Origin of the sequence: Streptomyces sp. NBC_00102 (assembly GCF_026343115.1) — a bacterium.
In the GTDB taxonomy this organism is placed as follows: Bacteria; Actinomycetota; Actinomycetes; order Streptomycetales; family Streptomycetaceae; genus Streptomyces.
In genome coordinates, this window is record NZ_JAPEMC010000001.1 from 1,661,718 (window position 1) to 1,676,911 (window position 15,194).

At 71.2% G+C, this 15,194-nt stretch carries 16 protein-coding genes; 8 read left to right on the plus strand and 8 right to left on the minus strand.

Annotated elements, in window-relative coordinates:
- Positions 1-61 precede the first annotated feature (61 nt).
- Positions 62-673, minus strand: coding sequence for an alpha/beta hydrolase (locus OHA55_RS07395; protein ID WP_266703953.1), 612 nt, complete (start codon positions 671-673; stop codon positions 62-64).
- A 169-nt stretch (positions 674-842) separates the two neighbouring features.
- On the opposite strand from OHA55_RS07395, the gene OHA55_RS07400 reads away from it, so the two are divergent.
- Positions 843-1,349, plus strand: coding sequence for a MarR family winged helix-turn-helix transcriptional regulator (locus OHA55_RS07400; protein WP_266703955.1), 507 nt, complete (start codon positions 843-845; stop codon positions 1,347-1,349).
- A gap of 71 nt (positions 1,350-1,420) precedes the next feature.
- Here the strand turns inward: OHA55_RS07400 and OHA55_RS07405 are convergent, their stop codons facing one another.
- Positions 1,421-2,221, minus strand: a complete 801-nt coding sequence (locus tag OHA55_RS07405) for a PaaX family transcriptional regulator C-terminal domain-containing protein (protein WP_266703957.1) — start codon at positions 2,219-2,221, stop codon at positions 1,421-1,423.
- 311 nt (positions 2,222-2,532) lie between these two features.
- Here OHA55_RS07405 and OHA55_RS07410 point away from each other — a divergent pair, with 311 nt between their 5' ends.
- Together OHA55_RS07410 and OHA55_RS07415 are read left to right on the plus strand one after the other, a co-directional pair.
- Positions 2,533-3,996: a carboxypeptidase regulatory-like domain-containing protein gene (locus OHA55_RS07410; protein ID WP_266703959.1), complete on the plus strand. Its 1,464-nt coding sequence runs from the start codon at positions 2,533-2,535 to the stop codon at positions 3,994-3,996.
- Positions 3,997-4,103: 107 nt separating this feature from the next.
- Positions 4,104-4,832 (plus strand): SDR family oxidoreductase, encoded by a 729-nt coding sequence (locus OHA55_RS07415; protein WP_266703960.1) that lies wholly within the window; start codon positions 4,104-4,106, stop codon positions 4,830-4,832.
- A 37-nt stretch (positions 4,833-4,869) separates the two neighbouring features.
- Here the strand turns inward: OHA55_RS07415 and OHA55_RS07420 are convergent, their stop codons facing one another.
- Entirely contained in the window at positions 4,870-6,126 is a 1,257-nt protein-coding gene (locus OHA55_RS07420) for an amidohydrolase (RefSeq protein ID WP_266703961.1), read from the minus strand.
- Between the two features lie 601 nt (positions 6,127-6,727).
- Between OHA55_RS07420 and OHA55_RS07425 the strand changes: the two genes are divergently transcribed.
- The 5 genes from OHA55_RS07425 (at position 6,728) to OHA55_RS07445 (ending at position 11,570) form a co-directional block, all read left to right on the plus strand.
- Positions 6,728-7,222: a hypothetical protein gene (locus OHA55_RS07425; RefSeq protein WP_266703962.1), complete on the plus strand. Its 495-nt coding sequence runs from the start codon at positions 6,728-6,730 to the stop codon at positions 7,220-7,222.
- 39 nt (positions 7,223-7,261) lie between these two features.
- Complete coding sequence (locus OHA55_RS07430; RefSeq protein ID WP_266703963.1) at positions 7,262-9,562, plus strand: hypothetical protein; 2,301 nt, start codon at positions 7,262-7,264, stop codon at positions 9,560-9,562.
- Between the two features lie 63 nt (positions 9,563-9,625).
- Positions 9,626-10,189 (plus strand): hypothetical protein, encoded by a 564-nt coding sequence (locus OHA55_RS07435; protein WP_266703965.1) that lies wholly within the window; start codon positions 9,626-9,628, stop codon positions 10,187-10,189.
- A gap of 132 nt (positions 10,190-10,321) precedes the next feature.
- Positions 10,322-10,879, plus strand: a complete 558-nt coding sequence (locus tag OHA55_RS07440) for a hypothetical protein (protein ID WP_266703967.1) — start codon at positions 10,322-10,324, stop codon at positions 10,877-10,879.
- Between the two features lie 130 nt (positions 10,880-11,009).
- Entirely contained in the window at positions 11,010-11,570 is a 561-nt protein-coding gene (locus tag OHA55_RS07445; RefSeq protein ID WP_266703969.1) for a hypothetical protein, read from the plus strand.
- Between the two features lie 38 nt (positions 11,571-11,608).
- Here the strand turns inward: OHA55_RS07445 and OHA55_RS07450 are convergent, their stop codons facing one another.
- From OHA55_RS07450 to OHA55_RS07470, 5 genes are all read right to left on the minus strand, one after another.
- Complete coding sequence (locus tag OHA55_RS07450; protein WP_266703971.1) at positions 11,609-12,271, minus strand: response regulator transcription factor; 663 nt, start codon at positions 12,269-12,271, stop codon at positions 11,609-11,611.
- Positions 12,268-13,494 (minus strand): sensor histidine kinase, encoded by a 1,227-nt coding sequence (locus tag OHA55_RS07455; RefSeq protein WP_266703973.1) that lies wholly within the window; start codon positions 13,492-13,494, stop codon positions 12,268-12,270. The genes OHA55_RS07450 and OHA55_RS07455 overlap by 4 nt, the downstream gene beginning before the upstream one ends.
- A 111-nt stretch (positions 13,495-13,605) precedes the next feature.
- Positions 13,606-14,241: a cytochrome b/b6 domain-containing protein gene (locus tag OHA55_RS07460; protein WP_266703975.1), complete on the minus strand. Its 636-nt coding sequence runs from the start codon at positions 14,239-14,241 to the stop codon at positions 13,606-13,608.
- Positions 14,225-14,971, minus strand: a complete 747-nt coding sequence (locus tag OHA55_RS07465; protein WP_266703977.1) for a molybdopterin-dependent oxidoreductase — start codon at positions 14,969-14,971, stop codon at positions 14,225-14,227. The genes OHA55_RS07460 and OHA55_RS07465 overlap by 17 nt, the downstream gene beginning before the upstream one ends.
- Positions 14,968-15,171 carry a hypothetical protein gene (locus OHA55_RS07470; protein ID WP_266703979.1) on the minus strand — a complete coding sequence of 68 codons (204 nt, stop codon included), beginning with the start codon at positions 15,169-15,171 and terminating at the stop codon, positions 14,968-14,970. Before OHA55_RS07470 ends, OHA55_RS07465 begins: the two co-directional genes overlap by 4 nt.
- Positions 15,172-15,194 lie beyond the last annotated feature (23 nt).

A 15,194-nucleotide genomic window follows, 5' to 3' on the forward strand; every position in this document is an offset into this window, starting at 1 on the left:
GGCCAGGCCCGCCGGGCTCCCCGGAGCGGACCCGGCCACAGGGCGGCCGGGGGGCGCCCCCTCAGCCCGCGAGCCAGGCGGCGAGGCCCTCCAGTGCCGCGGGGGCGATTCCGTGGCCGACCGGGTCGAGCCGGACGGTGGCGGCGGCCCCGGACTCGTTGGTCACGTAGCTCCAGGTCCGGTCGAGCAGTTCGCGGGGGATGACCCGGTCGTGGGCGCCGTGGGCGACGAAGACCGGGACCCCGGCGAGCCGGGCGGGGGTGGTCGGCACTCCCGCGTCGAAGGGCAGGGTTCCGTAGAGGATCGCCGCACCGGCGTAGCGCGCGGGATCGTCCAGCAGCAGGCCGCCCGCGAACGCGGCTCCGCCGCTGAAGCCGACGAGGTGGACCGGGCGGCCCGGCGGGGCCACCTCGTCCAGCCAGCTCCGGAACCAGTCCATGGTGGCGCGCAGCGACTCGGGCACCGGTCGCCCGATCCCCCGGTTGGCGAACCAGGCGAAGCCGCCGTTCTCGGCGATCGGCGCCCGTACCGCCGCGTACGACAGGGTGCCGGGGAGGGCGTCCGCCAGCCCGATGATGTCGCCCTCGTGGGAGCCGCGGCCGTGCAGCAGCACGACGAGCGGGCTCTGCGTGTCTCCCCGGGTGACCACGACGGGCGCGCCGAATCCGGTCATGACCTGCCTCCCGAGAGGGCGGCGGGGATGGTCGTACGGGCGGTCGGGCTCATGGGTGCGCCCCTTTCAGGGCGGGCGGCGGGGTGCCGCCCGGACGGGTGACTGGTCGGACTTCTCGACCACCACAAGTTATCTGATCAGTCAGATATTTCCGCCCTAGAATGACGGCATGCCCTCTCCCCGCTCCCCCGAGGACCCCGCCCCCCACCCCGCGGAGGTTTCTCCGCCCCGGGTGATCGACGATCCACTGATCACCACCTTCGGCCGCCTGCTGGAGGCGTCGAGCAAGCTGGAGCAGCGGCTCGGCGCGGCGATGCAGGCCGGGACCGGGCTGCCGCACGTCTGGTTCGAGGTGCTGATCCGGCTCGCCCGCTCGGAGGGCGGGCGGTTGACCATGGGCTCCCTCGCCGGGGACATCGCCCTCACCACCGGTGGGGTGACCCGGCTGATCGACCGCATGCGGGCCTCCGGATACGTCGAACGGCTGGTGGACCCCGCCGACCGGCGGGTGGCGTACGCGGTCATCACCGGCAGCGGCCGGGAGATTCTGGACCGGACGGCGGCCGACCACGCGGAGAGGCTGCGCGAGGTCTTCGCGGGGTTCGACGGAGCGTCGCTGTCGGCCCTGGACGGCCTGCTCGACCGTCTCCGCGAGGTCGCGTCGCGCACATCCTGAGAATCCACCCCCGAAGCCCCGAGGCCCTTGAGGTACCACCGCCGAGGCCCGAGGCTCCCGAGGTACCCGGGTCAGGCCTCGGTGATGAGCCGGTCCGCGAAGGCGTGGGCGGTGTCCCGGGAGAGGCCGAGCGAGTCGAGGAACATCGCACGGGCCTGGGTGCCGTGCCAGTCGTCCGGCAGGAGCTCGGGCGGCAGGTCGGGGTCGTTGAAGACGATGGGCCGGAAGTCGTGGATCAGGGTGACGCGCCCGGTGAGCGCGGCCTCTCCGGTGGTGTTCCCGGCGCGGAGCGCGGTGAGCGCGGGCGCGTGCGCCGCGATCAGCGTCCCGTAGTCGCGATCGAGGGCGGCCAGGTCCCAGGCCCGGGCGGCGATGCTCCGGTCCTCCTCGGGGCCCGCGGTGTCGGAGCGGAAGACGTCCAGGCGCACCCCGGGCTGGTCGGCGAAGGCGGCCCGTACGGGTTCCGTACGGTCGTGGGGGCTGAGCCAGAGGGCCGGGGAGAGGGCACCGAATCCGTGGCGGGCCAGCTTCTTGCGCAACTGGTCACGCAGGGCCCGTTCGGTCTCGGGCACGGAGTAGGTGACGAGGTGCCAGCGCCCGTCCCAGGGGGTGGGGGCCCGGCCGTAGATCCGGTCGCGGCGCTCGGCGAGCAGCCGCCGGCCTTCCTCGGTGAGGGAGTAGACGGTCTCCCGGCCCTCGCGCCGTCCGGCGAGCCAGCCCTCTTTCCGCATCCGGGCGACGACGACGCGGACCGTGGTGTCGGGGATGCCGAAGCAGCCCATGACGGCCACCAGCCCCCGGAGGCGGACCTCACCGCCCCGGTGCCGCAGGTAGTCGCCGTACAGCTCGAAGATCAGCTGCCGTGGCTTCACCGGACGGCCCCCTTCCATTCGACCCCGTGCACCTGCACGAGGGTACGGGCGCCGGCGCGGCGGACGGGCGCCGCACCCGCCGGTCTCCCGGAGCGGAAACCCGGGCGGGCACCCGAAGCGAGCCGGCACCCGGAGCCGATGCCCGGGGCCGACACCCGGGAGCGTGTCACTTCATCGACGACCGTCGTACCATTGACACATTCGAGTCGCCGTCAGGCCCGCCGCACCGGTAGCAGCCGCCGGGCACCACGAGAGCCGCCCGGCAGCCGACGACCCGGGCCCGGAACACCGACCCCCTGGACGAACACCGCATGCACCCCGCACCTCAGGCCGGGCCCCCGGCCACCTCCCCGACGCACGCCGCGCCGCACCCCCGCCTGGTCCGCACCCTCGCCGAGACCCTCTGGTTCCCGCTGGCCCTCTTCCTCGGCTTCCTCTTCTGCTTCGCCCCCGCACTGCACTCGCCGCAGCCCCACCACACGAGGATCGCGGTGGCCGGACCGGTCTCCGGTCCCGACTCCGGTACGGGCATCCGCTCCGCGCTGGACCACGAGTACCCGGGCGGCTTCGAGGTCTCCACGGTGGGCGGGGCCGTGCAGGCGCGGCATGCGGTCACCCACCGCGAGGCGGCGGCGGCACTGGTGACGGGCGACGATCCGGTCCTCTACGTCACCAAGGCGGAAGGCGCGGTCCTCGCGCAGAAGATGACCTCCGTCTTCACCGCGCTCGCCGCCGAGCAGGGGCACACCCTCGCCGTCCAGGAGGTCGTACCGCTCCACCAGGCGGACCCGATGGGCACCTCCGCCGTCTACGTCGGCATCGCGTGGAGCGTCCCGGGCTACATCCTGGCGACGGCCCTGCTGCGCGCGGTGAGCTTCAACCGGCGGAAGAAGTTCCTGTTCATCCTCGGTGTGGCCGTCCTCTTCAGCGCGATCGGCTCGGCGGTCGGCGCGGCGGCGGGGTTCCTCCCCGCGTCCCCGTCGTCCATGGTCATCGCCTTCCTGCTGACCACCGCCGTCGCCACCGTCGCGTCGGGACTCGCCCCCTTCACCCGGCAGTTCTTCCCACTGGTGGGCATGGGCCTGTTCATCGTGCTGTCCATCCCCACCAGCGGCGGCGCCGCGCCCGCCACGCTGCTGCCGACGTTCTTCCAGTACGTCCACGCCGTCATGCCTCTCGCCAACGGGGTGGACGCCCTGCGCGGGGTGCTCTACTTCGGCGGGGCGGGCACCCTGCGTCCCGTACTCGTCCTCTGCGCCTGGATCGCGGCGGGCCTCGGGCTGATGGGGCTCGACGCCCTGCGCCACCGCCGCCGGGACGCCCGGCCGGCGGCACGGAACGTCGAGCCTGCTCCACCTGCGGTGGAGCTCACCGAGGACGCGGAGCCGGTGGAGCCGCCGACGGAGGACCCGGCACTGAGCTACCCGCTCCCGGTGGCGCTGCCGGTGCACCGGCACCACTTCGGGGACCGGGAGCCGGACCTGATCGGTACCGTGCACGGGGTCGGCCGCGGGCCCGTCCACCACGCCTCCGTCACGGTGATCGACGGCCACGGGCGCCAGCTGGTGCGCACCACCACCGACGCGCTCGGCCGGTACGCACTGGCAGGGCTGCCCGAGGGGCACCTGAACATCATCGCCTCCTCGCCCGGACAGACACCCGCCGTCCAGCGCAAGCACCTGCGCCCCGGCACGGTGGTCCGCTCCGACTTCGCGCTGCGGGGCAACGGGCCGAAGGAGCGGGAGCGATCGGGAGCGGCGAACCCCGCGGAGTAGGACGGCCCGCCCGGCGGTCGGGATGCACCCGACCGCCATGCTCGGACGACACCCACCAAACACCCTTATGTCATATTTCGGATACATCTCCGAGCGAAGGGCATCCCATGAGATTCGCGGTCATCGGCGGTACCGGGCTGATCGGCTCGCAGGTCGTCAACGATCTCAACGCCGCCGGTCACGAGGCGGTTCCGCACGCGCAGTCCACCGGAATCGACGTGATCAGCGGACGGGGTCTGCGGGAGGCGGTGGCGGGCACCGACGCCATCGTCAACCTGACCAACTCCCCCACCTTCGACGAGGCGTCCCCGGCCTTCTTCCAGAAGTCGATGGACAACCTCCTGGCGGCGGGCGCGGAGGGCGGCGTCGGCCACTTCGTGGTCCTGTCCATCGTGGGCGTGGACCAGGTCCCCGAGCTGGACTACTACCGGGCGAAGACGCTCCAGGAGGACATCCTGGCGGCCGGGCCGATCCCGTACTCGATCGTCCGTGCGACCCAGTTCATGGAGTTCGTCGAGGCGGTGCTCTCGTGGACCACCGAGAACGGCACCGTCCGGCTGCCCGCCACCCCGATCCAGCCGATCGCCGCCGCCGACGTGGCCCTGGCGGTCGCCGAGGTCGCCGCGGGCTCCCCGCTGGGCGGGGTACGGAACATCGCCGGCCCGGACGTCTTCACCCTGGACGAACTGGGCCGGATCACCGTGGCGCACGCGGCCGACGGCCGTACCGTCGTCACGGACCCCACCGCGGGGATGTTCGCCGCCGTCAGGGGTGACGTCCTCACGGACAAGAGCGCCCACCTCGCCCCCACCCGCTACACCGACTGGCTCGCCTGAGCCGCCCGGCCCCGGGGGCGCCCCGGGCGGCGACGGCTCAGACGCCGAGCCAGGCCAGGGCCGCGACGGTCAGGGCGCTGACCCCGGTGTCCAGGGTGGGCTGGAGGACCGGGGCGAAGAAGGGGCTGTGGTTGACCGGTACGTCCCGGGCGACGGTGCCGTTCCGCACGGCCCCGGCGTACAGCTCAGGGTCGATGCCACCGATGCCCCAGTACGTGAACGGCACCCCGAACGCGTCCGGGATCAGGCTCAGGTCCTCGCTGGCCGTCTGGAGCTCGATGGTGTGCGCGTCCCCGCCGAAGTGGGCGGCGAACGCCTCGGCGACCCGTCCGGTCACGGCCTCGTCGTTGACCGTGGGCGGGAAGGAGGCGATCTGCTCGATCAGGGGCTCCGCCGGCGAACCGGACGCCTGGCATTCGGCGCGCACGATCCGCTCGATCGCGGCCAGCACCTGGGCGCGCGAAGCCTCGTCGTAGGTACGGACGTTGAGCTGGACGACCGCGCTGTCCGGGATGACGTTGGGGCCGGTACCGGCGTGGATGCTGCCCACGGTGACGACGGCGGGGGTGGTGGCCGCCAACTCCCGGGAGACGATGGTCTGCAGGCGTACGACGATCATCGCGGCCATCACCACGGGGTCCACCGCCGCCTGAGGCATCGAGCCGTGCCCGCCCCGGCCGTACACGGTGACCCGCAGGCTGTCGGCGGCGGAGAGGAACGGCCCCGGGCGCGTCCCGACGTAACCGGCCGGGTGGGCCAGCACGTGCTGGGCGAACACCACGTCGGGGCGGGGAACCCGCGAGGTCAGGCCGTCGGCGATCATCGCGTCCGCGCCGTCGCCCCGCTCCTCGGAGGGCTGGAAGAGCGCCACGAAGGTGCCCCGCCAGGCTTCCCGGGACTCCGCCAGCAGCCGTGCGGCACCGATCAGCGAGGTCATGTGCACGTCGTGTCCGCAGGCGTGCGCCACGGGCTGCTCGGAGCCGTCCTCGCCGGTCACCGTCGCGGTGGAGGCGTACGGGAGTCCGGTCCGCTCCAGGACCGGGAGGGCGTCCATGTCGGCGCGGGCCAGGACGACCGGCCCGTCGCCGTTGGCCAGCACACCGACGACTCCGGTCCCGCCGATGCCCTCGACGACCTCGTACCCGGCCTCGCGCAGCGCCCCGGACATCGCGGCGGCCGTGCGGTGTTCCACGAGGCCGAGTTCGGGGTGGGCGTGCAGATCCTTGTACAGCTCCTCCAGGCCCGGGCGGATGCCGTCCAGGCCGGCCAGTACGGTGCGAGCTCCGTCGCTCATGGTTCCTCCTCGCGCGGACGGCGCCCTCCCCGCGACGGGCAACGGGCGGCCCGTCGCGATCGACACCGCTTCCGATCAGCGAGTTTAGGTCCGGATCCCCCACCGGGAGGGCATCCGGGCCCGTGGAAGGCGCCCTGGACGCGCGGCTCCCCGCCCCGCCCTGCCCCGCCCCGCCCTGCCGGTGACACCTGGCCCGGGAACCGCGTCGCGACCTCGACCGCGCTTCCCCACTCCTGTCGGCTCCCGTCCGCATGGTCTCGCGATCCCGCGCCGCCGGATTTCGGTCGCTCCGCCTGCGGTCCACCATCACGCGGATCACCCCATTCCCCCCGAACCGGCGCACCCTGCCCTCGCCCCGGCGGGAGCCTCCACGGGATGTCCACAACTACTGTTCACGGATCCCGACTCCGCCGCATGTGAACATCCAGACGAATTGCTAGCGTGGCCGAAGGCATGTTCCGTGATGAGTGGTGGACCGGCGGCGCGGCGATGTATCGCATCCGCGGTCGCGCATCCACCGGAGGAGCACGGACACCGCCTGAAGCCGCCGCGCCCACCAGGCGCGGCGGGACGGGGCAGTTGAGCGGGGGAAGGGTTTTCCGTGGCGTGGGACGAGTGGGAGCAGCTGAAGGCGGACGCAGCCGACCGGCATTCGACCGGGATGCGGTTGAACCAGCTCGAACCCGGGGGTGGCGGTTACTCGGCCCTGCCCGGGCAGACGGGCGATCTCAAGGTGGATCAGAGCGATCTGGCGAAGATCGGCAGCCAGGCGCACTCCCTCTACGACAACCTGTGGAGCAAGGCCCGGGTGGCCACTCCCAGCAGCGACGCGGCCGCCAGTGATCTGAGCGGTCAGGGCTTCGCGCTGGGCGGCGGGCTCAAGCACGTGTCGAACCGGTGGGAAGAGCAGTTGAAGTCGCTCATGGACGCCTGCGCCCACATCTCCAACCACATGCAGGTCACCAAGAACGTGCACACCGGGGACGAGAACTACATCCAGCGGCAGATGAGCAGCATCGACGCGCTGGACGCCGGGTTCGACGAGCGGGTCGGCGATCCGGGCAAGAAGAACCCGGCGTACGAACCGAAGAAGTAGCGGCGCGCGACGACAGACGTACAGGAGAAACGACACCTCATGGATCTCGACGCGCTGCGCTTCGCCAACTTCGCGACGCTGGACACGGCAGTCTCCGACTGGGACCAGCTCGTACGGCACTTGGTGGAGCTGAAGAAGCAGGCCGAGGACGGCCTGCACAAGGCCGCCAACTCGGCGAACTGGGCGGGCATGAACGCCACGGTCACCAAGGAGTTCATCGGCAAGACCGCCGGCGAGTTCGGCGATGCCCACACCCAGGCCACCACCATTCACAACATCCTGGGCGACACCCTGGGCGAGCTGCGGCAGTTCAAGAAGGACCTCGAGGCCGCCATCACCCGCGGACAGGCGAAGAACCTGACCGTCGTCAGCACCGGCAAGGGCGGTTTCACCGTCACGATGAACATCCACCCGGACCGGGCCGCGAAGGGCACCACCGTCCCGGAGCACACGGAGAGCGACGTCACCGCACTCCGCGACGAGGTGCAGGGGATACTCAACCGGGCGACCGAGAGCGACGATTCGGCGAGCAAGGTCCTGAGCGCGATAGCCGACCAGTCCACGATGGGCTTCTCGGACGCCAGTTACAAGGACCGCGACTCCGCGGCGGATGCCGTCAAGGCGGCGGAAGACCTCGCCAAGATCGCGGGGAAGAACCCCAAGGACCTCACGCCGGCCGAGTTCGACAAGATCAACGACGGTCTCGCGAAGTACAAGGACGACCCGCTGTTCGCCGAGCGGTTCGCCACCCAGCTCGGGCCGCAGAAGACCCTGGAGTTCTGGGAGGGCATCAACGACCCTGCCGTGAACCCGTACGTGGGCCACGACCGCCTCGACAAGCTCGACGACCTCCAGCGCAATCTCGGCATGACGCTCGCCACCGCCACGCAGAGCGACTCGGCCGCCATGACGACCTGGAAGGGCGACATGATCCAGCTGGGCGAGAAGCCCATAGGCCGGGACGGCGGCGGCCCCATGGGCTTCCAGGTCATGAGCAACCTGATGCGGACCGGCGACTACGACGACCAGTTCCTCAAGAGCTACGGCACCTCGCTCATGGAGACGGAGCGCAAGCTCACCGGCAACGGCGAGCACCCCAACATGGCGTGGCAGCACATGGGCATGAACCCCTGGCTCAACCGCATCGGCGACGACAGCGGTTCCGACCCGCTGACCGGCTACCTCAAGGGTCTGTCCAACAGCCCGGACGCCGCGACCGACTTCTTCAACGAGGAGTACGTCTCCAAGGAGGACTCCCCCTTCGAGCGCGACACGGACGGCAACGGCAAGAACGGGAAGGTCGCGCTCTCCAACTTCCAGTACCTGTTCGAGGAGCGGGACTGGCCCGAGGAGAGCAACATCCACGGCGACGAGGACAACACCGGCCGCAACAACCTCGCCCTCGCCCTGGAGGCCGCCACGACGGGGCACCCGGCGGGCGAGCTGCCGACGGCGGACACTCCCGCCCACAACGACGGCCAGGCCAAGCTCTTCGAGTCCATCGTGTCCTCCGTCGCGGACGACAACGAGCGCCTCACGAAGCACAGTTACATGTCCGACAGCATCGGGCAGATCACCTCGGAGTACCTGCCGGACGTCAACCGGGCCATGGCCGACGACCAAGACAATGACATCAACAGGCTCTTCCCCGTCGCCGGCAGCTCCGCCACGCTGAACCACCGTGATGCGGTAGCCCTGTTGGTGACCGTCGGACAGAACCCCGAGGGTTATGCGGCCGTGGAGGTGGCCAACAAGGCGTACATGGCAAACCTCATGGACTACCACATGAACCCGGACCTTCCGGCCGACGCCCGCTACTCGAACGACACGCAGTTCGCCGTCGACCAAGTCGCCTACGCTTCGGGCGGGGTGTCCGGAACGCTGGCCATCGGCCGTCAGGAGGCGGTCGCCGGACCCGCCGCAGAATCCGACGACGCTTTCGACCAGTCCGTGGGGCAGTGGAAGAACGCCATCTCCGGAGGCATCGGCACGGGTATCGGCGTCGGTACCTCGTTCATCGCCAGCCCGGTCGGCGGCGCGGTCGCCGGCGGCGTTGCCGGAACGGCGAGCAGCATGGTTCTCGAATCCCTCTTCAAGGACGTCGAGGGGCATGCCAAGGACGACGCGAGCCCGGTCATGGGCGAGAGGTGGGAGAGTGGCCTGGACCGGAACTCCCAGTACACCGAGCAGGCCGTGGAGAACGCGGCGAAGGCGCACCACCGCGACGATTTGCTGGACGACAGCATCGACGAGAAGGCACGCCAGCGCGCCCACGAGGGGTTCCTGCACGCGGGTCCGGACGTCGAGTCCTTCGCACCGAACCTGAGGACAGCGATCTGACCGACCGCCCGGAAGCGGCGCCCGCCGTGTCACCTCCAGCCGAATCCAGAAAGGCATCTCGCGTTGTCCGTCCGTGGAACTCTCTCCCACCACCGGCTCATCCGCACGGCCGTAGCCCTGTCCGCCGCCACCGTGCTCGCCTCCAGCCTGTCCGCATGCTCCGGCGACGACGAACCGGCCGCGAAAAACTACACCGTGCCCACCACCCTGTGCGGGGTCACGGTCGACCCCGCGCAGGTGAAAGCCCTTCTGCCCGGCGGAGATTCCTTCTCCTCGGCATCCTCGAAGCCGAACAGCGGGACGACCCGCTGCGACCTGTTCGTGGACGGCGACAAGGCGTCCATGCGCCTCACCCAGACCTGGTGGGACCGCCTGGACACCGGGTTCGGAGTCTCGGGGGCGTACTCCGGCACGAACGGCGCGGAGACGACGGACGACTACCGGTTCGCCTGGACCGGAACGGCCGGCGTGGGCAAGACCTCTTCCTGCACGTCGTCCAAGCACCCGGATATGCGCCTCTTCGCGATCATCCAGGCATTCGATCCCAGCATCGACGACAAGGCAGCCATGAAGACCCTGATCAACAGTTACACCGAGTCGGTGGACAAGTCCGCGGCCTGCGAGTGACCCCCACTGCGGCGAGGGTCCGCCGCCCGAGGGACATCCCTTCGAGCGTCTGAAGACCGACATCCGATCATTGAGCCTCCGGGGCTGGCGCCCACCACGCCGCCCCGTCCGAACCGAGAAGGGCTTCTCGCGTTGTCCGTCCGTGGAACTCTCGGCCACGACCGGCTCATCCGCACGGCCGTAGCCCTGTCCGCCGCCGCCGTCCTCGCCGGCCTGTCCGGGTGCTCCGGCGACGACGAACCGGCCGCGAAAAACTACACCGTGCCCACCACCCTGTGCGGGGTCACGGTCGACCCCGCGCAGGTGAAAGCCCTTCTGCCTGGCGGGGATTCCCTCTCCTCGGCACCCTCTGCACCCAACAGCTTGACCACACGCTGCGACTTGTCGGTGGACGGCAAACCGGCCCTGCGCCTCACCCAGACATGGGGGGACCGGATGGATACGGGGGCAACGTTCGCATCGGGCTACGCAGGCACGGACGACGGGGAGACGACGGGCGACTACCGGTTGGTGTGGGCCGGGAAGGTCGGTGTGGGCAAGACCGCCACGTGCACGTCGTCGAAGCACACGGACATGCGCTTGTTCACGGTCATCCAGGTTCTCGGCTCCGGCATCGACGACAAGGCTGCCATGAAGAGCCTGATCAGCGGTTACACCAAGGCGGTGGACCAGTCGGCGGCCTGCGAGTGACCCCCGCCCCGCGACAAGGGCCTGTCGTCCCAGGGACAACTCTCTGAGCGCCTGAACGGACACCCGATCGAAAGCCCGGGGACGGCGCCCACCACGCCGTCCCCGTCCGAACCCCGAAAGGCATCTCGCGTTGTCCGTCCATGGAACTCTCGCCCACCACCGGCTCATCCGCACGGCCGTAACCCTGTCCGCCGCCGCCGTGCTCGCCTCCACCCTGTCCGCTTGCTCCGGCAACGACGAACCGGCCGCGAAAAACTACACCGTGCCCACCTCGCTCTGCGGGGTCACGGTCGACCCCGCACAGGTGAAAGCCGCGCTGCCCGGAGGAGATTCCCTCTCGTCGGCGGTCTCGAAGCCGAACGGCGGGACGACCCGCTGCGTCGTGTCCGTGGACGGCACGGCGGCCCTGCGCCTCACTCAGGCATGGTGGGGAAAAGGGGAGACCGGAGTGACGGTCTCAGCGGCGTACGCCTACACGGACGGCGGGGAAACGACGGACGACTCCCGGTTCGTCTGGGCCGGCAAGGCCGGCGTGGGCAAGACCGATTCGTGCACATCGTCGGAGCACCCGGATCTGGCCCTCTTCGCGATCATCCAGGTCCTCGACTCCGGCATCGACGACAAAACTGTCATGAAGAGCCTGATCAACAGCTACACCGAGGCCGTGGACAAGTCAGCGGCCTGTGAGTGACCCCCGCCCTGCGGCGAGGGCCTGTCGCCCGGGGCCGTTCAGCGTGCGGGGTGGACCAGGCCGCCCTCGTAGGCGGCGATGACCAGGTGTGCCCGGTCCCGCGCTCCCAGCTTCACCATGGCCCGGTTCACATGGGTCTTCGCCGTGAGGACGGAGATGCCGAGGTGATCCGCGATCTCGTCGTTGGACAGCCCCGTGGCGGCCAGCATCACCACCTCGCGCTCCCGCCCGGTCAGGGTCTCCAGCGTCGGCGCGCTCCGCGCCGGGGGTGTACGGGCGAGGAAGCGCTGGATCAGTGACCGGGTCGCCACCGGCGACAGCAGTGCGTCACCCGCGGCGACCGTCCTGATGGCGTCGATCAGTTCCTGCGGGTGGATGCCCTTGCCGACGAATCCGCTCGCGCCCGCCCGCAGTGCCTCCGCCACGTGCTCGTCGGTCTCGAAGGTGGTCAGGACGAGTACGCGCACCCCGGCGAGGTCCTTGTCGGCGGTGATGATCCGGGTCGCTTCGATCCCGTCGAGGCCGGGCATGCGGATGTCCATCACGACCACGTCCGTGGGCCGGCGCCGGACCTGGTCCACGGCGTCCGCCCCGTCGCTCGCCTCGCCGACGACCTCGATGCCGGGGGTTGCCTCCAGCAGGATGCGGAAGGTACCCCGGAGCAGCGCCTGGTCGTCGGCGAGCAGTACGCGGACACTCATGCGCTCTCCGGGGAGCCGGTGGCCTGCGGAAGGCCGTTCGAACCGAGGGGCAGGAGCGCGTGGACGCCGAAGCCGCCGGACTTCCGGGGGCCCGTACGCAGGGTTCCCCCCGTGGCGCGTACGCGTTCCGTGAGGCTGATCAGCCCCAGGCCCGTGCCGGGCCCCTGCCCCGGGCCGGTGCCCCCGTCGTCGGTGACGGAGACTTCCAGGTGGGTCGGGTGGACGGCGACGGCCACGGAGACCCGGGCGTCGACGACGTGCTTGCGCGCGTTGGTCATCGCCTCCTGGACCACCCGGTAGGCGGCCAGGTCGGCGAGGGGCGGAAGGGTGGCCGGCGGCCCGTCGTGCCGGGCTTCCACCCGGAGGCCGGCATGGCGGAACGAGTCCAGCAGGGCCGGCAGGTCGCGCAGTCCGGGCGCCGGGGCCAGCGGCTGGTCGGAGTCGTCCGTCTGGCGCAACAGGCCGACGACCGCGCGTAGTTCGTCGAGCGCAGCCCTGCTGGTGTCGTGGATCTGTCCGAGGGCCCGCTCCGCGAGCTCGGCGTCCTGGCGGACCAGGTGGGCCGCCACTCCGGCCTGCGCGTTGACCAGGGTGAGGTGGTGGGTCACGACGTCGTGCAGCTCCCGGGCGAGGCGCATCCGCTCGGCGACCACGCGCCGGCGTGCCTCTTCGTCCCGGGTCGCCTCGGCGTACTCCGCGCGTTCCTGGTAGGAGACGAGCAGTTCGCGCCGGCTGCGTACCGCGTCCCCGACGGCGGTGGGCAGTTGGGTCCAGGCGAGGAGCGCGAGGTTGGACTCCACGGCCGACAGCCCGGGGCGTACGGCGAACGCGGCGACGGTCATGGCGAGGCCCACCGCCACACTGGTGCGTACGGCGGTCCGGCGGTCCGTCCGGGCCGCGAGCAGGAAGAGCGCGGCAACCGCGGGGGCGGGAGGCGGGGGCATGTCGGGGACCAGGGCGAGGAGCACCACGCTGGTCGCCGCAGTGGCCCACACCGTCGCGCGCGGCCATCGGTGGGCGCCCAGCACCAGCAGGCTGCAGAGCGCGGACACCGCTCCGGCCGGGCGGAGACCGGCCTGCCCGTGCTGGGACGTCAGCATCATGACCGGTCCGGTGATCAGCACGCAGCAGACCACGGCCACGGCGTCCACGGCGAAGGGATGCCGGGCCGGACGGCCGGCGAGTCTCCTCACCGCCGCCCCCATGCCCGTGACCGGTGTCATGCCCCTCCCTCGTGTCCTCTCCTCTGTACCGGGCCCCATGTCCCGTACGTCGTCATGGGTGCGGTGGGCGCAGGATAGTTCCCGCCCCGGCACCCGCGGCACCGGGGTGCGTCAGGGCTCCCGGTGCACCGCGGGCGCCGGGTTCTCCTCCTCCCACAGGGGGTGGTGGTGGCGCGCCCAGGCCCGGGTGACCTTCCCGGTGCGCAGCCCTCTGCGGGCCTGCGCGTCCCGGACGGCCATCCGGATGTGGCCGAGGACCAGAACCGCGACGAGCAGTGCCAGCCAGTCGTGGACGAAGGTCGCGCCGGTGCGCCACACGAGGGGCGCGAGCCCGGTGAACCACATCAGGAGCCCCGTGCCGATCATGACGAGCAGGGCTCCGGCGAGGCCGTTCGCGTACAGCTTCTGCCCGGCGTTGAACTTCCCCGCCTCAGTGGGCCACCCGCGCAGGCGGGCGCGTACCCAGCCCCGGTCGTGGGGGCCGAACCGGTTCAGCCGGCCCAGGTCGGCGCGGAACGCCCGCGAGACCAGCCCGGCCGCGAGCGGGACGGGCATGGCGATGCCCGCCCACTCGTGCACGGTCACCAACAGCCGCCGTCTTCCGACGAGTTCGGCCAGCATCGGCAGGTAGAGGAAGGCGGCGGTGACGAGAGCGGTCCCGACCAGCGCGGCCGTGCACCGGTGGATCCAGCGTTCGGCGGTGGTGAACCGCGCGATCAGGTCGGGCCGTTCAGCCGGTAGGGACATCATCGCGTCCGTTCGACTTGCCGACCCAGCCGTCCACGTCGTAACCGAAGTGCTCCCAGTAGCCCGGCTGCACATGGTCGGTGACGGTGATACCGGACAGCCACTTGGCCGACTTGTAGAAGTACATGGGGGCGGCGTACAGGCGCACCGGTCCACCGTGGGCGGCGGTCAGCGGCTCGTCGTTCATCCGGTGGGCGACCAGCATGTCGCTCCGGCGCGCCTGGTCCAGGGTGAGGCTCTCGGAGTAGACGCCGTCGAAACAGGTGAACCGCACCGCGGCGCCCTCGGGCCGCACCCCGCAGACGTCGAGGAGATGGGAGAGCCGCACCCCGGTGAAGGGCGTGTGGGGGACCCGCCAGCCGGTGACGCACTGCACGTCCCGCACCAGGCGGGTGCTCGGCATGGCCGTCAGCTCGTCCAGGGTGTACGAGCCGGGGCGGTCCACCAGCCCGTCCACGGTCAGCCGGTAGTCCTCGGCGGAGCGGTGCGGGATCTCGTCGACGACGGAGTAGAAGCGGAAACCGCCGGCGCCGGGCAGCACCGAGAAGAGGCCGGTGGGGTCCTTGCTCGCCACCGAGGCGAGCGTGTTGTCGAGCCCGCGCTGCAGGGGCGCGCCCACGGCCACGCCCAGGGCGCCGAGCCCCAGTGCGCCGAGGATGATCCGCCGCCCGACGGGCCGCTCCTCACCGCCGCGCTCCGGGGCCGGGCTGCCCGCGTCGTCCGGGCTCATCGCCGGCCGGCCCGCAGCTTCCGGAGGCCGCCGACCAGGAGCGTCAGACCGACGACGGCGACGACCAGGCCGATGAGGAGCCACTGGGACTCGCCGGACATCACCTTGCTGTTGTCGATGGCACCGGAACCCTGGAGCGACCAGATCACTCCCACGACGAGCAACACCGCTCCGGCCAGTGGCCGTACCCACTTCTTCATCCGCCGCTCCCCGCAATCCGTGT